The organism is Streptomyces sp. NPDC026659 (assembly GCF_040638245.1).
GTDB lineage: Bacteria > Actinomycetota > Actinomycetes > Streptomycetales > Streptomycetaceae > Streptomyces.
Genome location: NZ_JBEZXY010000006.1, coordinates 170,218 through 189,350 on the forward strand (window position 1 = coordinate 170,218; position 19,133 = coordinate 189,350).

19 protein-coding genes are annotated in these 19,133 nt (G+C 71.0%); 16 read left to right on the forward strand and 3 right to left on the reverse strand.

Features of this window, described 5'->3' with window-relative positions:
• Position 1: 1 nt before the first annotated feature.
• The 15 genes from pafA (at position 2) to AB0E91_RS17185 (ending at position 15,334) form a co-directional block, all read left to right on the forward strand.
• Positions 2–1,363, forward strand: coding sequence for a Pup--protein ligase (pafA, locus tag AB0E91_RS17115; protein WP_361781773.1), 1,362 nt, complete (start codon positions 2–4; stop codon positions 1,361–1,363).
• 145 nt (positions 1,364–1,508) lie between these two features.
• A complete protein-coding gene (locus tag AB0E91_RS17120; RefSeq protein WP_361781776.1) occupies positions 1,509–2,513 on the forward strand; it encodes an FKBP-type peptidyl-prolyl cis-trans isomerase in 1,005 nt (334 codons plus the stop codon).
• A 91-nt stretch (positions 2,514–2,604) separates the two neighbouring features.
• Entirely contained in the window at positions 2,605–2,985 is a 381-nt protein-coding gene (locus AB0E91_RS17125) for an FKBP-type peptidyl-prolyl cis-trans isomerase (protein WP_361114876.1), read from the forward strand.
• 173 nt (positions 2,986–3,158) lie between these two features.
• Entirely contained in the window at positions 3,159–4,112 is a 954-nt protein-coding gene (locus AB0E91_RS17130; protein ID WP_161182305.1) for a WYL domain-containing protein, read from the forward strand.
• A 20-nt stretch (positions 4,113–4,132) separates the two neighbouring features.
• Positions 4,133–5,200, forward strand: a complete 1,068-nt coding sequence (locus AB0E91_RS17135; protein ID WP_361781781.1) for a WYL domain-containing protein — start codon at positions 4,133–4,135, stop codon at positions 5,198–5,200.
• Between the two features lie 62 nt (positions 5,201–5,262).
• Positions 5,263–5,523 carry a hypothetical protein gene (locus AB0E91_RS17140; protein ID WP_161178678.1) on the forward strand — a complete coding sequence of 87 codons (261 nt, stop codon included), beginning with the start codon at positions 5,263–5,265 and terminating at the stop codon, positions 5,521–5,523.
• A gap of 85 nt (positions 5,524–5,608) precedes the next feature.
• Positions 5,609–5,803, forward strand: a complete 195-nt coding sequence (locus AB0E91_RS17145; RefSeq protein WP_361781784.1) for a hypothetical protein — start codon at positions 5,609–5,611, stop codon at positions 5,801–5,803.
• Positions 5,804–6,065: 262 nt separating this feature from the next.
• On the forward strand, positions 6,066–6,347 hold the full coding sequence (tatA, locus tag AB0E91_RS17150; RefSeq protein ID WP_361781787.1) for a Sec-independent protein translocase subunit TatA: 282 nt from the start codon (positions 6,066–6,068) through the stop codon (positions 6,345–6,347).
• Between the two features lie 45 nt (positions 6,348–6,392).
• Positions 6,393–7,340, forward strand: coding sequence for a twin-arginine translocase subunit TatC (gene tatC, locus AB0E91_RS17155; RefSeq protein WP_361781790.1), 948 nt, complete (start codon positions 6,393–6,395; stop codon positions 7,338–7,340).
• Positions 7,341–7,461: 121 nt separating this feature from the next.
• Positions 7,462–10,317 carry a DEAD/DEAH box helicase gene (locus AB0E91_RS17160; RefSeq protein ID WP_361781793.1) on the forward strand — a complete coding sequence of 952 codons (2,856 nt, stop codon included), beginning with the start codon at positions 7,462–7,464 and terminating at the stop codon, positions 10,315–10,317.
• Between the two features lie 322 nt (positions 10,318–10,639).
• Positions 10,640–12,280: an ATP-binding protein gene (locus AB0E91_RS17165; protein ID WP_361781796.1), complete on the forward strand. Its 1,641-nt coding sequence runs from the start codon at positions 10,640–10,642 to the stop codon at positions 12,278–12,280.
• Positions 12,277–12,684, forward strand: a complete 408-nt coding sequence (locus AB0E91_RS17170) for a roadblock/LC7 domain-containing protein (protein WP_018549147.1) — start codon at positions 12,277–12,279, stop codon at positions 12,682–12,684. Before AB0E91_RS17165 ends, AB0E91_RS17170 begins: the two co-directional genes overlap by 4 nt.
• Entirely contained in the window at positions 12,681–13,112 is a 432-nt protein-coding gene (locus tag AB0E91_RS17175) for a DUF742 domain-containing protein (RefSeq protein WP_361781799.1), read from the forward strand. The genes AB0E91_RS17170 and AB0E91_RS17175 overlap by 4 nt, the downstream gene beginning before the upstream one ends.
• A complete protein-coding gene (locus AB0E91_RS17180) occupies positions 13,093–13,725 on the forward strand; it encodes an ATP/GTP-binding protein (protein WP_361781802.1) in 633 nt (210 codons plus the stop codon). The genes AB0E91_RS17175 and AB0E91_RS17180 overlap by 20 nt, the downstream gene beginning before the upstream one ends.
• Positions 13,726–13,786: 61 nt before the next feature.
• A complete protein-coding gene (locus AB0E91_RS17185) occupies positions 13,787–15,334 on the forward strand; it encodes a cytochrome P450 (RefSeq protein WP_361781805.1) in 1,548 nt (515 codons plus the stop codon).
• Positions 15,335–15,370: 36 nt separating this feature from the next.
• Here the strand turns inward: AB0E91_RS17185 and AB0E91_RS17190 are convergent, their stop codons facing one another.
• Complete coding sequence (locus AB0E91_RS17190; protein ID WP_361781808.1) at positions 15,371–16,330, reverse strand: RluA family pseudouridine synthase; 960 nt, start codon at positions 16,328–16,330, stop codon at positions 15,371–15,373.
• Positions 16,331–16,406: 76 nt separating this feature from the next.
• Here AB0E91_RS17190 and AB0E91_RS17195 point away from each other — a divergent pair, with 76 nt between their 5' ends.
• Positions 16,407–17,015, forward strand: coding sequence for a GNAT family N-acetyltransferase (locus tag AB0E91_RS17195; protein WP_361781811.1), 609 nt, complete (start codon positions 16,407–16,409; stop codon positions 17,013–17,015).
• A 54-nt stretch (positions 17,016–17,069) separates the two neighbouring features.
• Here the strand turns inward: AB0E91_RS17195 and AB0E91_RS17200 are convergent, their stop codons facing one another.
• Positions 17,070–17,918, reverse strand: coding sequence for a siderophore-interacting protein (locus tag AB0E91_RS17200; protein ID WP_361781813.1), 849 nt, complete (start codon positions 17,916–17,918; stop codon positions 17,070–17,072).
• Between the two features lie 166 nt (positions 17,919–18,084).
• The gene (locus AB0E91_RS17205) at positions 18,085–19,005 is read right to left on the reverse strand and encodes a 5'-3' exonuclease (RefSeq protein WP_361781816.1); all 921 of its coding nucleotides are present in this window, start codon (positions 19,003–19,005) and stop codon (positions 18,085–18,087) included.
• Positions 19,006–19,133 lie beyond the last annotated feature (128 nt).

The window sequence follows — 19,133 nt, forward strand, 5'->3', positions numbered from 1 at the left end:
CATGGACCGCCGCATTTTCGGGCTGGAGAACGAGTACGGCGTCACGTGCACGTTCAGGGGACAGCGGCGTCTGTCTCCTGACGAGGTGGCGCGGTACCTCTTCCGCCGTGTCGTGTCATGGGGTCGCAGCAGCAATGTCTTTCTGCGAAACGGCGCCCGGCTGTATCTCGACGTGGGCTCACATCCGGAATACGCGACACCCGAGTGTGACAATGTGACCGAACTGGTCACTCACGACAAGGCCGGCGAGCGCATTCTCGAAGGACTCCTGGTGGACGCGGAACGACGCCTGCACGAGGAGGGAATCGCGGGCGACGTCTACCTTTTCAAGAACAACACCGACTCGGCGGGCAATTCGTACGGGTGCCACGAGAACTATCTGGTGGCCCGGCACGGGGAGTTCTCCCGCCTCGCGGACATTCTCATCCCGTTCCTGGTGACGAGGCAGTTGCTGTGCGGCGCGGGCAAGGTGCTCCAGACGCCGCGGGGCGCGGTGTACTGCGTCAGTCAGCGGGCGGAGCACATCTGGGAGGGCGTGTCGTCGGCGACGACGCGTTCGCGGCCCATCATCAACACCCGCGACGAGCCGCACGCGGACGCCGAGCGCTACCGGCGGCTGCATGTCATCGTGGGCGACTCGAACATGTCCGAGACGACCATGCTGCTGAAGGTGGGCGCGACGGACCTGGTGCTGCGCATGATCGAGGCGGGCACCGTGATGCGGGACCTCACCCTGGAGAACCCGATCCGGGCGATCCGCGAGGTGAGCCACGACATCACCGGGCGCCGCAAGGTGCGCCTGGCCAGCGGCCGGGAGGCCTCCGCGCTGGAGGTCCAGCGGGAGTACTTCGACAAGGCGGTCGACTTCTGCGACCGCCGGGGCATCCGCACGGGCACGGTGGCGCAGGTGCTGGAGCTGTGGGGCCGCACGCTGGACGCGATCGAGACTGAGGAGTTGGACCGGATCGGTACCGAGATCGACTGGGTGATGAAGTACAAGCTCATCGAGCGGTACCGCGAGAAGCACAACATGACGATGTCGCATCCGCGGGTCGCGCAGATAGACCTCGCGTATCACGACATCCACCGTCGTCGTGGGCTGTACTACCTGCTGGAGAGGAAGGGGCAGGCGACGCGGATCTGCAACGACCTGAAGATCTTCGAGGGCAAGTCGGTGCCGCCGCAGACGACTCGGGCGCGCCTTCGTGGTGACTTCATCCGGCGGGCGCAGGAGCAGCGCCGGGACTTCACGGTGGACTGGGTGCATCTGAAGCTCAACGACCAGGCGCAGCGCACCGTGTTGTGCAAGGACCCGTTCCGTTCGGTGGACGACCGGGTGGAGAAGCTGATCGCGGGAATGTAGTCCGGTCCGCGTGAAGGGTGGTTTTTCCGCGGGCGTCTGACGGATCGCCACACGGGCGCCGTACGTTTACCGTACGGCGCCCTTCTCACGCCGTAGAGTTGCGCGCACGCCAATCCGCAAGATCGACCGATTACGAGGCAACTCCGTGCGCCGACGTTCACTGCTCCTCGCCGCCGCCGTTCCCGCAGGACTGGTCACGCTCGCCGGGTGTGGCGACGGGGATTCGAAGTCCAGCAAGGCGAGCGCTTCTCCGTCTCCGGCGGTGTCGTCCGCGCCACCGCCGAAGATCGTGGACGGTCCGCTGCCGGCGATCACGGCGGGCAAGGAGTTCGGCCAGAAGCCGACGGTGGCGAAGGGCGAGGGGGAGCCGTCGAAGAACCTGGCGGTGCGCACGGTTATCGCGGGCAACGGCCGTACGGTCGCGGAGAACGACTTCGTGCAGGCGAACTACCTGGGCCAGATCTGGAGCTCGGGCAAGGTCTTCGACAACTCCTACGACCGGCAGCCGCTGGTGATCCAGCTCGCGCAGGGCAGCATCATCGACGGCTGGCGGTACGCGCTGACGGGCAAGAAGACCGGCAGCCGGGTGGAGATCGCGGTGCCGCCGACCTGGGGGTACGGCGAGTCGGGCAACTCGCAGGCGGGCATCAAGGGCACCGACACGCTGGTGTTCGTCATCGACGTGATCGACTCCTTCAACTCCAAGAGCTCGGCGAAGGGCAGGAGCGTCCCGCAGAACGACGCGGCGCTGCCGAAGGTCGGCACCAACACCGACGGTGCCGCGCCGAAGGTGACCGTCCCGAAGTCGGCGCCGCCCAAGAAGCTGGTGTCGAACTACGTGCTGGAGGGCGACGGGCAGCCGGTCAAGAAGGACCAGACGGTGCTGTGCCAGTTCCAGGGGCTGGTGTGGGACAGCGGCAAGGTGTTCCAGCAGACGTACGGCACCGGGCGGCTGAGCCAGTTCTCCGTGGAGCAGATGGAGCAGGTCGTCAAGGGGCTGGCGCAGGGGATCGCGGGCAAGAAGGTCGGCAGCCGTGTGCTCGTCGTGGTCCCGCCGGACCTCGCCTACGGGGACAACCCGCCCGGTGGCGGCGACATCAAGAAGGGTTCCACGCTGGTCTTCACGGTGGACATCCTCGCCGCGATGTAGGGGGTGCCCCTTGCCCCGCGAGGGGCGGTGGAGCCGGGGGAAATGAAAGACTGTCCGTGTTACGTGTCGTACACAAGCAGGAGCTTTTGACGTGAACATCGACAAGCCGGAGATCGACTTCCCGGGCGGCGAGCCGCCGGTGGACCTCGAGATCAAGGAGATCTGGGAGGGCGACGGCGAGGTCGCCCAGGCGGGCGACTTCGTCAAGGTCCACTACGTGGGTGTCGCGTTCTCCACCGGCGAGGAGTTCGACGCCTCCTGGAACCGCGGTACGCCGCTGGAGTTCCAGCTCGGTGTCGGCCAGGTCATCCAGGGCTGGGACAAGGGCGTGCAGGGCATGAAGGTCGGCGGCCGCCGTCAGCTGACCATCCCGGCGAACCTCGCCTACGGCGACCGTGGCGCGGGTCGCGCGATCGCCCCGGGCGAGACGCTGATCTTCGTCTGCGACCTGGTGGGCGTGGGCAAGCGCTGACCCGGTGACCGACCGGATCTGATCGAAGAAGGGCCCGTACCTGGCGTACGGGCCCTTCTTTTATGACCTGTGCTGTCCGTAATGGCCCTTCTTCTTTGTTCTGGCTTTTGCCGCGCCACCGCGGAGCGGTACGGTCGACGATCGGAAGCACCAGAGGGAGGCGAAGGGCGTCGATGGCCATTGCCAAGGCCGAGCGGCTGATGAACCTAGCGCTGTGTCTGCTCGGCACACGGCGACCGCTCAGCAAGCGCGAGCTGCGCGAGTCCATCGAGGCGTACCTGGAAGCGGGCTCGGACGACGCCTTCAACCGCATGTTCGAGCGGGACAAGGACGATCTGCGCGAACTGGGTCTCGTCATCGAGACCGTCGAGAACATCGAGGGCGAGGTCGGCTATCTCGCCCGCGGCGACAGCAACCGGCTGCCGCCCATCACCCTGGACGCCGAGGAGGCCGCCGCCCTCGGGCTCGCCGCCAAGGTCTGGCAGCAGGCCCGCCTCGCCGGTGCCGCCAGCGGCGCCCTGCAGAAGCTGCGCGCGGCCGGACTCCCCGAGGACGTGGACCCCTACGGCGCGCACGGCGCCCTGGAGCCGCGCATCCCGGTGCACGAGGCCGCCTTCGAGCCGCTGATGCTGGCCTGCCGCGACCGCCGCCCGGTGCTCTTCGACTACCGCAAGGCCTCCGCCGCCCACCCCGAGCCCCGGCACGTCGAGCCGTGGGCGCTGGAGTGCTGGCGCGGCCACTGGTACCTCGCGGGCTACGACCGCGACCGGGGCGCCGAGCGCGTCTTCAGGCTCTCCCGGATCACCGGCAAGGTCCGCGCGCGCGGCACCGGCTTCACCGCGCCGGTGCCCGACGTCGTCACCGTGCGCGAGACCGTCGCCGGGTGGGCGGGCGAGAGCGCCGACCGCTCGGCGCTGATCCGGCTGCGCTCCGGCGCCGGGTACCCGCTGCGGGCGAAGGCCGCCAAGGTCCGCGACCTCGGCGACGGCTGGGACGAGCTGGAGATTCCGTACGGGCACGGCCTCGACGCCTGGCTGGTGGAGTTCGGGCCCGACGTCGTCGTGCTGGAACCGGCCGAGCTGCGCGCGGACGTGGTGGACCGGCTGCGTGCCGTGGCCAAGGGCTGATGGGGGAGCTGAGCACAACCATGGCAGGAAAAGCGGTCAGGCCCGCCAACGCCATCGACCAGACACGGCGGATGCTGTCCCTGGTGACCTATCTGCGCGAGCGCCCCGGCGCCCGGATCGCGGACGTGGCGCGCGCCTTCGGCATCACCGAGGACGAACTGGTCTCCGACCTCGACGTGCTGCCCATGTGCGGCACCAGCTTCCGGGGCGGCGACCTCCTCGACATCGACACCGACGGCGAGCGCATCTGGTGGCACAACCCCGCCGCCCTCGGCGCGGACGCCGCCGAGCCGCTCCGGCTGGCCGCCGACGAGGCGACCGCGCTGCTGGTCGCCGCCCGCGCGGTGGCCACGCTGCCCGGACTGCGCGAGAGCGACCGCCAGGCACTGCTGCGCGCCACCGCCAAGGTGGAGACCGCCGCGGGCGAGGCCGCCGGGGCCAGCTCACGGCTCTCGGTGACCTTCGAGTCCGAGGGCGGTGTCTTCGCCGACGTGGACCGGGCCATCTCCGAGCGCCGCAGGCTGTGGATCCGCTACTACTCCCCGGCCCGCGACGAGCTGACCGAGCGCGAGATCGACCCGATCCGGCTGGTCAGCGTCGGCCACACCTACGTCGAGGCATGGTGCCGCCGCTCGGAGGCGCGCCGCACCTTCCGCCTGGACCGGGTGGCCGAGATCCGCATCCTGGACGAGCCGTCCGCGCCGCCCGAGATAGCACCCCGCGACCTCTCCGAGGCGCTGGTGCAGCCGGCCGCCGAGGACCCCGAGGTCGTGATCGAGGTCGGCCCGGGCGGCCGCTGGGTCGCCGAGTACTACCCGCACGACAGCGCCGACGAGCTTCCCGACGGCGGGCTGCGCATCACCCTGCGCACCCCCGACCCGGCTTCCCTGCGGCGCCTCGCGCTGCGGCTCGGCCGTGACGGCCGGATCGTCTCGCCGCCCGAACTGGCCGACAGCGCCCGCCGGGCGGCCCGCGAGGCACTGGCGGCGTACGAGTCGTACGACGCCCACGACAGCGCCGACGGCGGGTCGGAGGGGGTGTCCGGCGGCGCGGACGGGACGCACGACCGGGGGGAGCGCGGGCTGTGAGCGAGGTTTCGGTGTCCGAGGCCCGGACAGCGGGCGGTGGCCGGGGGACGGGGGTCCGGGGGATGACGGTCGCCGCCGCCTTCGCCGGGATGCGGCGCGTGGTGCCGGTGGTGTTCAAGGCGGGCTGCCCGGACTGCCGGGGCCGCTTCGAACTCGCCGCGAGCGCGCTGCGCCTGGCCGTCGGAGCCTCCAGCCGCACCACCTTCTACGCCTTCACCTGCCCCGGCTGCGGCGCGGCCGTCCGTAAACCGGCCGGGGAACGGATCGTGGAGCTGCTGACCGGCGGCGGGGTGAGCACGCTGCGGCTGCACTCCACCGCGTAGCCCCATGGCCGTAGGAGCGCGTGGGCCGACGGCCGCACTCCACCCGTGACCGGCCGACCGTTCGGAACCGTCTAGGCTCAACGGCATGTTCTGGCCGATGTTCGCGGTAGCCGTGGGTTTCCTGGGTCTTCTCGTCCTGGGGGTGCTCGCCGTCCGGGTGTTCCTGGCGGCGCGCGGCCTCGGGGAGCAGGTCGCGCGGTCGGCCGAGCGCATCGGCCGGGCGGCGGAGGACCTGGAGCGGGCCGCGGTCAGCGCGGCACGGGCCGCCGACACGCTGTGACGTCCGCCATCCCGGGCCCCCGAACCCCCGGCCGCACCAAGGGCGGGGCGCCCCTCCTCCTGTCGGACGACCGGGGCGGGCAGGTACGCTGCTTCTCGCGGTGCGCGGAACGAGGCTCGCATCGCGGACCGGGACGATGCGCGGGGATCGCTTCGCGTTCACCTCTGAGCGTTACGATCGCCACGACCACGATCGCTCGGACGCCTGCCCGACTGTTCGGACGGCACCCCATCCAGCCGCCTCGGTGAGAAGGTAAAGACTTATGTTCGGAAGGCTCGGAGCCCCCGAGATCATTCTCCTCCTCGTCGTCATCATCCTGCTGTTCGGCGCGAAGAAGCTTCCGGACATGGCCCGCTCGCTCGGCAAGTCCGCGCGCATCCTCAAGAGCGAGGCCAAGGCCATGAAGGAGGAGGGCGGCAGCACTCAGGCCACCTCGCCGGCCACCGGCGAGCAGCCCCCCGCGCAGCGCACCATCCAGGCCGCCCCGGGCGACGTGAACAGCTCGCGCCCGGTCAACGAGCCGACGGACACCACCAAGCGCTGACCCGCGGCCGGACCCCCGGCCTGCCGCACGAGATGAGGACGTGGGTTGCTCAAGTCTGCCCGCAAGCAGGAGAAGGACCCCGAGGGGCGGATGCCCCTGGCGGACCACCTGCGTGAGCTGCGCAACCGGCTTGCGAAGGCGCTGCTGGCCGTCACGCTGGTGACGTGTGCCGCCGCCTTCTACTACAACGACATCATCGATGTCGTCACCAGGCCGATCATGGACTCGGTCGGCTGCACCAAGTCCTTCGCGGAACTGGCGAAGGCGCAGGACGGCCACACCTGCGCGCGGATCACGGTCAACGGCCTGCTCGGACCGTTCACGCTGGCGCTGAAGGTCTCCCTCATGGCCGGTGTCGTGGCCGCCTCCCCGGTGTGGCTGTACCAGCTGTGGGCGTTCATCGCCCCGGGTCTGCACCGGCACGAGAAGAAGTACGCGCTCGGCTTCGTCGCCACCGGCGCCCCGCTGTTCTTCGCCGGTGCCTACTTCGCCTACAAGGTGCTGCCCACCTCGGCGAAGGTCCTGATCGGGTTCACCCCGGACAACGCCGACAACCTGCTGCCGCTGGACGATCTCCTCGACATCGTCATGCGCATGGTGCTCGTCTTCGGCCTCTCCTTCGAGCTGCCGCTCCTGCTGGTCATGCTCAACCTGACCGGCGTGCTCACCGGCAAGCGGATGCTCGGCTGGTGGCGCGGCATGATCCTCGGCATCACCGTCTTCGCGGCCGTCGCCACCCCCAGCACCGACCCGCTGACCATGCTGGCGCTCGCCGCGCCGATCTGGGTGCTGTACTTCGGCGCGGTCGTCCTCTCGCTGCTCAACGACCGGCGCAAGGCCCGCCGCCTGGCCGCGGGCCCCGCCGACGACGAGGCCTCCGAGCTGGACCTCACCCCCGAGGCCATCGGAGCCGTCGAGCCCGTCCCCGCCAGCCGCACCCTGCCCGAGCAGGCGACCGGCGAGCGGTCGAGCGACTACGACGACGTGACCTGAGCGCCGCCGCACCGCCACCGGATGCCCCCTCCCACCTGGGACGGGGGCATCCGTCGTACCGCCACCTCCCCAGCTCCGCCCGGCCTCGGCGGATCCGCATGGATCACCCGACTTCCGGATAATGATCGTCCTGTTGTCGGTGTGGCCCGGTACGCTCGAAAGCACGATGACAGAGGACCTCTCACCGGCCGAGCGGTACGCGGCGTCCCGAGTAAGGGCAGCCGAGCAGGCCACCGCGCTCGCGGGCTTCCGCGAGATGTACGACTTCGGTCTCGACGACTTCCAGGTGGAAGCCTGTTCCGCGCTGGAGGGCGGCAAGGGCGTGCTGGTGGCCGCCCCCACCGGCTCCGGCAAGACGATCGTGGGCGAGTTCGCCGTCCACCTCGCCCTGGAACAGGGCAAGAAGTGCTTCTACACGACACCCATCAAGGCGCTGTCGAACCAGAAGTACGCCGACCTGTGCCGCCGCTACGGCGCGGACAAGGTCGGCCTCCTCACCGGTGACAACAGCGTCAACTCCGACGCCCCGATCGTCGTCATGACGACCGAGGTCCTGCGGAACATGCTGTACGCGGGCTCCCAGACCCTGCTCGGCCTCGGCTACGTGGTCATGGACGAGGTGCACTACCTCTCCGACCGCTTCCGGGGCGCCGTCTGGGAAGAGGTGATCATCCACCTGCCCGAGTCGGTCACGCTGGTCTCGCTGTCGGCCACCGTGTCCAACGCCGAGGAGTTCGGCGACTGGCTGGACACCGTGCGCGGCGACACCGAGGTGATCGTCTCCGAGCACCGGCCCGTGCCGCTGTTCCAGCACGTGCTCGCCGGGCGGCGGATGTACGACCTGTTCGAGGAGGGCGAGGGCCACAAGAAGGCCGTCAACCCCGACCTCGCCCGGCTCGCCCGCATGGAGGCCACCCGCCCCTCGTACCAGGACCGCAGGCGCGGCCGGGCCATGCGCGAGGCGGACCGGGAGCGCGAGCGCAGGCAGCGCTCGCGGGTGTGGACGCCGAGCCGGCCCGAGGTCATCGAGCGTCTCGACGCCGAGGGTCTGCTGCCCGCCATCACCTTCATCTTCAGCCGCGCGGCCTGCGAGGCCGCCGTCCAGCAGTGCCTGTACGCAGGACTCAGGCTCAACGACGAGGAGGAGCGGGAACAGGTCCGCGCCCTGGTCGAGGAGCGCACCGCGAACATCCCGCAGGAGGACCTGCACGTCCTCGGCTACTACGAGTGGCTGGAGGGCCTGGAGCGGGGCATCGCCGCCCACCACGCGGGCATGCTGCCGACCTTCAAGGAGGTCGTGGAGGAGCTGTTCGTGCGCGGCCTGGTCAAGGCCGTCTTCGCCACCGAGACCCTGGCGCTCGGCATCAACATGCCCGCCCGCTCGGTCGTGCTGGAGAAGCTCGTCAAGTGGAACGGCGAACAGCACGCCGACATCACCCCCGGCGAGTACACCCAGCTCACCGGCCGTGCGGGACGGCGCGGGATCGACGTCGAGGGCCACGCCGTGGTGCTGTGGCAGCGGGGGATGAGCCCCGAGCACCTGGCCGGGCTCGCGGGCACCCGCACCTATCCGCTGCGCTCCAGCTTCAAGCCGTCGTACAACATGGCGGTCAACCTGGTCGAGCAGTTCGGGCGGCACCGCTCGCGCGAGCTCCTGGAGACGTCGTTCGCGCAGTTCCAGGCCGACAAGTCGGTCGTCGGGATCTCCCGGCAGGTGCAGCGCAACGAGGAGGGTCTGGAGGGCTACAAGGAGTCCATGACCTGCCACCTCGGCGACTTCGACGAGTACGCGCGCCTGCGCCGCGAGCTGAAGGACCGGGAGACCGAGCTGGCCCGGCAGGGCGCCAACCAGCGGCGCGCCGAGGCCACCGTCGCGCTGGAGAAGCTCAAGCCGGGCGACATCATCCACGTGCCTTCCGGCAAGTACGCGGGCCTCGCCCTGGTCCTCGACCCCGGCCTGCCCGCCGGACGGACCGGCGGCCATCGCGGCTTCGACCACCACGACGGGCCCCGTCCGCTGGTGCTCACCGCCGAACGGCAGGTCAAGCGGCTGGCGTCCATCGACTTCCCGGTCCCGGTGGAGGCGATGGACCGGATGCGCATCCCGAAGACCTTCAACGCCCGCTCCCCGCAGTCCCGTCGGGACCTCGCCTCCGCGCTGCGCGCCAAGGCCGGGCACATCCCGCCGGAGCGGGCCCGCAAGAAGCGCGCGCAGGCCGCCGACGACCGGGAGATCGCCCGACTGCGCACCGAGATCCGCGCGCACCCCTGCCACGGTTGCGACGACCGCGAGGACCACGCCCGCTGGGCCGAGCGCTACCACCGGCTGCAGCGCGACACCTCGCAGCTGGAGCGGCGCATCGAGGGCCGCACCAACACCATCGCGCGGACCTTCGACCGGATCGTGGCGCTGCTGACCGAGCTGGACTATCTGCGCGGCGACGAGGTCACCGAGCACGGGCGCCGACTCGCCCGGCTCTACGGCGAACTCGACCTGCTCGCCAGCGAATGTCTGCGCGAGGGCGTCTGGGAGGGGCTCAGCCCGGCCGAACTCGCCGCGTGCGTCTCGGCGTTGGTGTACGAGGCGCGGATGTCCGACGACGCGATGGCGCCCAAGCTGCCCGCGGGCAAGGCGAAGACCGCGCTCGGCGAGATGGTGCGGATCTGGGGGCGCCTCGACGCGCTCGAAGAGGACTTCCGGATCAGCCAGACCGAGGGTGTGGGACAGCGGGAGCCGGACCTCGGGTTCGCGTGGGTCGCCCATCAGTGGGCCTCGGGGAAGGGGCTGGACGAGGTGCTGCGTGAGGCGGAGATGCCGGCGGGGGACTTCGTGCGGTGGACGAAGCAGGTGATTGACGTTCTGGGTCAGATCTCGGCAGCGGCTCCTCCTTCGGAGGGATCGACGGTGGCCAAGAACGCTCGCAAGGCTGTTGATCAGTTGCTGCGGGGTGTGGTGGCCTACTCGTCCGTCGGGTAACTGTCGTCTGGCGGCTGCGGGTTGTGCGTGGCTTGTCGCGCAGTTCCCCGCGCCCCTAAAAGACAAAGGCCAACTGTCCTTCTCTGGGTTGAAATGTGGCGGTTGGCCTTTCGTATGCCCATGCCTCGCTACTTACTGTGTTCGAATAACTTCCCTGCGTGCAAATGGGGTTGAGGTTACTCCTGGTAGCGCGGCGATTTCAGGTGCTTGCCGAATATGACACCGCGATGATCCGGTCGGACTAAGCTCGCCCGCGACGCACCCGGTTGAGATGGATTCGGGTGCCTGTACCCAAACATACGATTCGCCCCAGAAGGCATCCATGGTGAGTGTTCAGAAACCTCCCGGTGTCCGTGAACGTCCTTACGCACGCGTGTTGTTGCCCCCCGGCCTGCTGATGATCGCCGTGACCGCCGCCGCCGTCGCCCTGGTGCCGGCCGCCGCCCGGATCGCCGTCGCCTGCTGCGGGGCGGTGGCCACGCTGCTGGTGCTCGTCACGGCCGGTGAAGCCGTGCGGCGGGGGCGGGAGTTGCGGGCGGTGCGGGCCGAACACGCCCGGCACACCGCTTATTTGGAGCAGCGCGTCGCCGCCCATGACGCCCAGCTCGACCGGCTGACCACCGATGTGCTGCCCACGGCGGTGTACCGGCTGCGCGGCGGCGACCTGCTCCGGGAAGTCCTGCCCAAGGTCGTCGACAACGACCCCGAACTGCGGAACATGCCGCGCTCGCAGCGCGACCTGCTCTACGCGGCGCTGCGCGCGGTGGACCGTGAGATCTCGATGCGTGACGCCTCCGAGCGCGCGTTCGTCACCATCGCCCGCCGCGTCCAGGCCATCGTGCACCAACAGGCCAAGGAACTGCGGGAGATGGAGGAGGACCACGGACGCAGCCCCGAGGTCTTCGACGACCTGCTGCGCATCGACCACGGCACGGCGCTGATCGGCCGACTCGCCGACACCATCTCCGTCATCGGCGGTGGCCGCCCCGGACGTCAGTGGCCCAAGCCCGTGTCGCTGTACAGCGTGCTGCGCGGTGCGATGTCCCGCATCCTGGAGTTCCCGCGCATCAACCTGAGCTCGATCGTCAACATCAACATCAAGGGCACCTCGGTCGAGCCGATCATCCACGCGGCCGCCGAACTCCTCGACAACGCCACGCGCTACTCGCCGCCCACCGCCAAGGTGCACGTCACCGCCGTGGAGGTGCAGAGCGGTGTCGTCATCGAGATCGAGGACGCGGGCGTCAGTCTCAGCGAGGAGTCGCGGGCCCGCATCGAGAAGATGATCGACGACGCCAAGCAGGCGGACGACGCCGACTCCCTCGGTGAGAACCCCCGGCTCGGTCTCGCGGTCGTCGGCCGGCTGTGCACCTCGTTCGACATGGACGTCTCGCTGCGCGCCTCGGCGTACGGCGGTGTCCGCGCCATCCTCATGGTGCCGCGCAACATGACCACCACCGAACCCGGTGTGGGCGTCGCCCATGGCATCGGCGCCACCGCCGTACCCATGCCCGAACTCGGCGCCCTGGAGGGCCCCAAGCGGCCGCCCAAGAAGCGCCGCCCCACCAGCCCCCGTATCCCGGCCGGTGTCTCCCTGGAGGACGACGTCCCCGAGGTCACCGAGTGGACCGCGGGCGGGCTGCCGCAGCGCCGCAGCCGGGTGAAGACCCCGCTCGCCCAGCGGTACGCCGAGCAGGAGGCCATCGAGCGCGCCGAGGCCGAGGGCAGGCCCACCATCTGGTCCCAGCGGCAGGAACCCGAACCGGAACCCGAGATCGACCCCGAGCGGCAGAAGCTGCTCGACCGGGAGCCCGGGCTGTGGGTCGACGCCTTCTGGGAGGGGCTGAAGAAGGACAACCCGGGCGTGCACCCGACCGACTTCACGCGGAACCCGACCGCCTATCTGCACCTGATCAACGACTCGGCCGACACGGAAGCCGGCGACGAGGGGGACCTCAAGTGATCCAGCAGCGCGCGAACTTCGACTGGATGCTCAAGCAGCTGCACGACGGTGTGCCGGGCATCGAGATGATCGTGGTCCTCTCGGCGGACGGACTGCGCATCGCCCGCTACGGCGGCGACCCCGACGCCGCCGACCGGATGGCCGCCGCCTGCGCGGGAGTTCAGAGCCTCGCCGGTGCCGTCGCCCAGGAACTGCCGGGCAGCAGCGGCGAGATGAAGCTCGTCGTCATCGAGATCGACGGCGGCTACTTCTACCTCATGGCCGCGGGCGACAACGCCTATCTCGCGGTGCTCGCCGACGTGGTGTGCGAACCGGGCCGGATGAGCGGCATGATGCGCGACCTCGTCGTCCGGATCGGCGCCCACCTCACCAGTCCGCCCCGGCGGAACGGGCAGACCGTATGACTCGACCGCGACGCACCCGGCGGGCGCCCAAGGAACCGCCCTCGCCGCCTCCCGTCCCCGCCCCCACGCCCGCCGCCGCACCGGCGGAGGGCGAGGAGAACCCCGGCAACCCGGAACGGCTGTACGCCCTCACCGGGCTCAGCGACGGCGGTCGGATGCACCTCGACCTGGTCACCCTGGTCGTGGCGCGTTCCGCCCCGCCGCGCTCCGGCACCCCCGAGCAGGCGGCCGTGCTCCGGCTCTGCGGCAACCCCTTGTCCGTGGCCGAACTGTCGGCCTATCTGAAACTGCCGTTCAGCGCGATGACCGTACTGATCACCGAACTGATCACGGCCGAACTGGTGCAGGTGCGCGCCCCGATCGTGCGGCAGGCGAGGCCCGACCGATCCATCCTCGAAGCGGTGATGCATGGACTTCAACGGCTCTGACTCCCGGAGCGCCCCGATCCCCGGCCCCCGCACCGAGGACCGGCTCCCGCACACGGCGCAGGCCGCCGTGAAGATCGTGATCGTGGGCGGCTTCGGCGTCGGCAAGACCACCATGGTCGGCTCCGTCAGCGACATCCGGCCGCTGACCACCGAGGAGACCATGACCCAGGCCGGCATCGGCGTGGACGACAACTACGGCTCCGACACCAAGACGGCCACCACCGTGGCCATGGACTTCGGCCGGATCGGCATCACCGACCAACTGGTGCTCTACCTCTTCGGCACCCCCGGCCAGGAGCGCTTCTGGTTCCTGTGGAACCGCCTCTTCGAGGGCGCCCTCGGCGCGGTCGTCCTGGTGGACACCCGGCGCCTGGAGGTCAGCTTCGACGTCATGGGCCGCCTGGAGGAGCGCGGCGTGCCCTTCATCGTCGCCGTCAACTCCTTCCCGGACGCCCCGCACCACCCCGTCGAGGAACTGCGCACCGCGCTCGACCTGGCCGAGGACATCCCGATCGTCGAGTGCGACGTACGACGGCGGGCCTCCAGCAAGGACGTGTTGCTGACCCTCATGCGGTTCCTGCACTCGCTCGCGCTCTCCGGAGCCCTCGCCTGACCCGCGCACCCGCCGGTCCGCGTACCGCCGACCCGCATCCCATCCGTCCCGGAGCGACACTGTGACGCCTGAATCCCACCCCCCGACGGGCACCCACGACCCCACCGCCGGGCCGCCGCCCGGCTGCCCCGCCCACCAACTCGGCCCCGGCGCCCTGCACCGGCTCCACGGCCCCGGCGCCGAGGACCTGGACGACCTCTACGAGTGCCTGCGCGAGCAGTACGGCCCCGTGGCCCCCGCCCTGCTCCACGAGGACGTGCCGATGTGGGTCGTCCTCGGCCACGCCGAGAACCTCCAGATGGTGCGCAGCCCCTCGCAGTACACCCGCGACAGCCGCATCTGGACCCCGCTGCTCGACGGCCAGGTCAAGCCCGATCACCCGCTGATGCCGCACATCGCCTGGCAGCCCATCTGCTCGCACGCCGAGGGCGACGAGCACCAGCGGCTGCGCGACGCGGTCACCTCCGCGATGGCCACCATCGACCACCGCGAGATGCGCCGGACCATCGGCCGCTACACCCAGGGCCTGGTCAACGCCTTCTGCGAACGCGGCCACGCCGACCTCGTCCCGCAGTTCGCCGAGCATCTGCCGATGGCCACGCTGTGCGCGATCCTCGGGATGCCCGAGGAGTACAACGACCGGATGGTGCAGGCCGCCCGCGACGCGCTCAAGGGCACCGAGACCGCCATCCAGAGCCACGCCTACGTCATGGAGGCGCTCGGCAGACTCGCCCTGCGCCGCCGCGCCCGCCCCGAGAACGACTTCACCAGCCACCTCGTCACCCACGAGGCGGGCCTGAGCGACGACGAGGTCCGCGAACATCTGCGGCTCGTCCTCTTCGCCGCCTACGAGGCCACCGCCAACCTGCTCGCCAACGCCCTGCGCATGGTGCTCACCGAGCCCGGCTTCCGCGCCCGGCTCAACGGCGGCCAGATGACGGTGCCGGAGGCCATCGAGCAATCCCTGTGGGACGAGCCGCCGTTCAGCACCGTCCTCGGCTACTACGCCAAGCAGGACACCGAGCTGGGCGGCCAGCGCATCCGCCGGGGCGACGGGCTGCTGTTCGCGCCCGCCCCCGGCAACGTCGACCCCCGGGTACGGTCCGATCCCCGGGCCCAGATGAAGGGCAACCGCTCCCATCTCGCCTTCGGCGGCGGCCCGCACGAGTGCCCGGGACAGGACATCGGGCGTGCCATCGCCGACGTGGGCGTGGACGCTCTGCTGACCCGGCTCCCCGACATCCGCCTCGACTGCCCGGAGGAGGAGCTGAGTTGGCGCTCGTCCATCGCCTCCCGGCACCTCGTCTCCCTGCCGGTGCGGTTCGAGCCCAAGATCCAGCAGGACGTCAGCCTGCCGCCCAGCCAGTCCCCGATCCCGCGCCCGCGCGAACAGTGGCAGATCGCGGGCCCGGCGCGGGCGGCCGCGCCGGTGCCGGAGCCGCGGCAGGAGACGGTACGGCCCGAGCCCATGGCCGAGCCGGTGCGCGTACGGGAGTCCGTGCGGATGCCCGAGCCGGTCGGAGCGGTCGGCGTCGGCAGGGAAACCGGCAGGGAGACCGGCCGGGAGAGTGTCTGGCGGCGGCTGATGCGCTGGTGGGTCGGGGAGTGACGCCCCCGCTCCGGGGGTGGGCGGACCCGGTCCCGGTCAGTCCTCCCCGGCCCACGCGGCCGGGGAGGACCACGCCCGGAGCGTGCGGCCGCTGGTGAACGCGTGTCGCGCCCCCGTCACCGGGTCGGTGAACTCCAGCTCGCGCGCCAGCAGTTGCAGAGGGCGCCGGAAGACACCGGGCGGTTCGGGGGCGGCCACCTCCGGATAGAGCGGGTCGCCGAGGATGGGGACGCCGAGGGCGTTCAGATGCACCCGCAGCTGATGGGTCTGCCCGGTGCGCGGCACCAGCCGGTACCGGGCGAGACCGTCCCGCTCGCGGTGCTCGGCGCACTCCACCAGCGTCTCGGCGTTCGGCTCGCCCGGCACCTCGAACGCGGCCAGCGTGCCGCGCTCCTTCACGATCCGGCTGCGTACCGTCCGGGGCAGGTCGAGCAGCGGATCGTACGGCGCCACCGCCTCGTACTCCTTGCGCACCAGACGGTCGCGGAACAGCGTCTGGTAGGCGCCGCGTTCCTCGGGCCGCACCGTGAACAGCACCAGTCCGGCGGTGAGCCGGTCCAGGCGGTGCGCCGCGCTCAGCAGGGGCAGCCCGAGGTCGCGGCGGAGCCGGGCGAGGACGGTCTCGGTGACATGGCTGCCGCGCGGGGTGGTGGCGAGGAAGTGCGGCTTGTCGGCGATCACGATGTGCTCGTCCCGGTACACCACCTCCACCGCGAACGGCACGGGCACCTCGGGTGGATGCTCGCGGTGGAACCACACGTACATCCCCGGCTCGTACGGCGCGTCCGGCGCCACCGGGCGTCCGTCGGCCCCCACGATCAGCCCGGCCTCGAACATCGCGGCGATCGTCCCCGGCCCGGCGCCCGTCAGCCGCTCCACCAGGTGCTCCCGCACGGTGGCCCAGGCCCCGTCGGCCGGCAGCCGCAGCCGCACCGGGTCGATTCCCCCGCGCTGGGGGAGCGGGGCGGGCGGGGGCGGGGTACGGCGGCGTCTCATCGGGTCCAAGGGTACGGGGGCGGGCGGGGCCGGAAATGCGGTGCGTACGGGGGCAGGGCGTTGGCAGGATGCCCGCATGCCGATTCTCGTACCCCCGGTGCTGTCCGCCGGAGCCCTCGCGCGCCTCGCGCAGCCCGTGATCCCGGCCGGTGACGGCCTGCTCCTGCGCCCCTGGCGCACGGCGGACGCCCCCGGTGTGCACGCGGCCTTCCAGGACCCGGTGCAGCGCCAGTGGCACGGCAGGTTCACCGAGTCCGAGGACGAGGCGAAGGACTGGATCGAGACCTGGCGGCAGGACTGGGCGGAGGAGAACCGGGCCACGTGGGCCGTGGCCGACGCGGGCACGGACGAGGTGGTGGGCCGGGTCGCGCTGCGCGAGATCCACCTGGAGGACGGCTGCGCCGAGGTCGCCTACTGGACGGTGGCCCGCTCGCGCGGCCGGGGCGTCGCCGTGACGGCCACGGAGGCGCTCACCCGCTGGGCGTTCGACGAGATCGGCTTCCACCGCCTGGAACTCACGCACTCCACGGCCAACGAGGCGTCCTGCCGGGTCGCCACGAAGTCCGGGTACGACCTGGAGGGGACCCGGCGCAGCTACGTCCTGCACCAGGACGGCTGGCACGACATGCATCTGCACGCGCGTGTGAACGAGACGCATCTGCACGCGCGTGTGAACGAGCGCTGACCCGCCCTCGGTGGCGGGCGGGGAAGGGCTCGGGCGGGCGGGGCGGAGGAAGGCTCAGGCGGCGGCGCCGTCGCCCTCCTGCTCCGCCTCGATCCGGGCGTTCCACTCCGGCTTGGAGGCTTGCCAGCCGTCCTCGTTGTGGCCCAGGCGCCAGTAGCCGGAGATCGACAGGTCCTCGCGGGGGAGCTGCCGCTCGACGCGCAGCATCCGGCGCAGCTCCTTCACGAAGGACGCCTCGCCGTGCACGAACACATGCGGGCGGCCCTCGGGGAACTCCAGTGCCTGGACGGCCTCCACCAGGGCCTCGCCCACCGGGCGGTCGCCGCGGTGCAGCCAGACGACCTCCACGTCGGAGTCGATCTTCTGCTCCTCCTCGGGCCCGGACACCTCCACGAAGGTGTGCGCACGCGAGCCCGGCGGCAGCGCCTCCAGCGCGCGGGCGATCGCGGGCAGCGCGCTCTCGTCCCCGGCGAGGAGATGCCAGTCGGCCGTGGAGTCGGGGGCGTAGGCGCCGCCGGGTCCCATGAAGCGCAGAGTGTCGCCGGGCCGTACGCGGATGGCCCACGGGCCGGCCAGGCCCTGGTCGCCGTGGATGACGAAGTCCAGGGTGAGCAGGCGCTGTTCGGCGTCCCAGTCCCGCACGGTGTACGTGCGCGTCACCGGCCAGCGCTCGCGCGGAAGTTCGGCGCGGATCCGGTCCAGGTCGAAGGGCTCGGGGTAGACGATCCCGGGCTCGGGTGCGAAGAGCAGCTTCACGTAGTGGTCGGTGCAGGTGTCGGCCGAGAACTCGGCGAGGCCGTCGCCGCCGACCACGACGCGCTGTACGTGCGGGCTCAGCCGCTCGGTGCGCACCACCTGGGCGGTATGGAGCTTGCGCGGCTTTCGCCCCGGACGCTCTGCCATGACGGCCTCCTGCTGCCTTGGTTAGGTTTACCTAAGCTAGCATCCCGATGCCAGGGGCACGCTCCCGGCGGAGGAGTGAACGGCCATGTCCGGAACATTCCCTCCGGTCGGGCCGCCGAAGCGCCGACGGTTCGGCCTGTGCTTCAGTGGCGCCCTCTCGCCGGAGTCACTCGCCGAGCGTGCCCAGCAGCCGCTGCAGAGAACCTCCCAGGCCCCAGCGCGTCGCCAGCGCCTCCAGGGCCACCGGGTCGCGCGGCGTACGCGGCAGCGCGGTGTCCACGGCGGGCAGCGGGACGTCACCGGCCACCCGCACCACCTTCGGCGCCACGTCCAGATAGCCGCGCGCCTCGGTCAGCCGCCTGCGCTGGGCCGGGGTGATCCGCGAGGCGGGGTCCTCGGCCGCCGCGACGATCCCGGCCAGGTCGCCGTACTCCGCGAGCAGCTTGGCGGCCGTCTTCTCGCCGACTCCGGGCACGCCGGGCAGGCCGTCGCTCGGGTCGCCGCGCAGCAGCGCCAGGTCCGCGTAACCGCGGCCGTCGACGCCGTACTTCTCGCGCAGCACCGCCTCGTCGGTGAGCTGGAGCGTGCCCACGCCCTTGATCGGGTACAGCACGCGGATGTCGCGCGCGTCGTCCACCAGCTGGTAGAGGTCGCGGTCGCCGGTGACGATGTCGACCGGGCCGTCGGCGCGCGCGGTGAAGGTGCCGATCACGTCGTCGGCCTCGTAGCCGGGGACGCCGACGCGGGCGATGCCGAGTGCGTCCAACACCTGCTCGATGACCGGCACTTGGGGCGTCAGGGTGTCCGGCACCTCCTCGGTGTCCGGGCCGGCCGGCTGCTCCTCGGCGACGCGGTGCGCCTTGTAGGAGGGGATCAGCTCGACTCGCCACGCCGGGCGCCAGTCGGCGTCCATGCAGGCGACGAGCCGGTCGGGGTGGTGGTCCTTCACCAGCCGGTCGATGAAGTCGAGCAGTCCGCGCACGGCGTTCACCGGCGTGCCGTCGGGTGCCCGCACGGAGTCCGGCACGCCGAAGTAGGCGCGGAAGTACAGCGAGGCGGTGTCGAGGAGCATGAGTCGTCCGGTCACGCTCGCATCATGCCGTACGGCACCGACAACGGGAGTCATGAGGTGTGACCTGGATCACTCTTGCGTTTGTCGTGTGAGCGTCCGGGCAGGCGCCGCCACGGAGTGGAGTAGTTGCTCATGTAAACAAC

Excerpts from the sequence above, each read along its gene's own strand:
- pafA (WP_361781773.1), top strand. The coding sequence starts at position 2 with ATGGACCGCCGCATTTTCGGGCTGGAGAACGAGTACGGCGTCACGTGC.
- AB0E91_RS17130 (WP_161182305.1), top strand. The coding sequence starts at position 3,159 with ATGGCCATTGCCAAGGCCGAGCGGCTGATGAACCTAGCGCTGTGTCTG.
- AB0E91_RS17135 (WP_361781781.1), top strand. The coding sequence starts at position 4,133 with ATGGCAGGAAAAGCGGTCAGGCCCGCCAACGCCATCGACCAGACACGG.
- AB0E91_RS17140 (WP_161178678.1), top strand. The coding sequence starts at position 5,263 with ATGACGGTCGCCGCCGCCTTCGCCGGGATGCGGCGCGTGGTGCCGGTG.
- AB0E91_RS17145 (WP_361781784.1), top strand. The coding sequence starts at position 5,609 with ATGTTCTGGCCGATGTTCGCGGTAGCCGTGGGTTTCCTGGGTCTTCTC.
- tatA (WP_361781787.1), top strand. The coding sequence starts at position 6,066 with ATGTTCGGAAGGCTCGGAGCCCCCGAGATCATTCTCCTCCTCGTCGTC.
- AB0E91_RS17160 (WP_361781793.1), top strand. The coding sequence starts at position 7,462 with ATGATCGTCCTGTTGTCGGTGTGGCCCGGTACGCTCGAAAGCACGATG.
- AB0E91_RS17165 (WP_361781796.1), top strand. The coding sequence starts at position 10,640 with ATGGTGAGTGTTCAGAAACCTCCCGGTGTCCGTGAACGTCCTTACGCA.
- AB0E91_RS17175 (WP_361781799.1), top strand. The coding sequence starts at position 12,681 with ATGACTCGACCGCGACGCACCCGGCGGGCGCCCAAGGAACCGCCCTCG.
- AB0E91_RS17180 (WP_361781802.1), top strand. The coding sequence starts at position 13,093 with ATGGACTTCAACGGCTCTGACTCCCGGAGCGCCCCGATCCCCGGCCCC.
- AB0E91_RS17190 (WP_361781808.1), bottom strand. The coding sequence starts at position 16,330 with ATGAGACGCCGCCGTACCCCGCCCCCGCCCGCCCCGCTCCCCCAGCGC.
- AB0E91_RS17195 (WP_361781811.1), top strand. The coding sequence starts at position 16,407 with ATGCCGATTCTCGTACCCCCGGTGCTGTCCGCCGGAGCCCTCGCGCGC.
- AB0E91_RS17200 (WP_361781813.1), bottom strand. The coding sequence starts at position 17,918 with ATGGCAGAGCGTCCGGGGCGAAAGCCGCGCAAGCTCCATACCGCCCAG.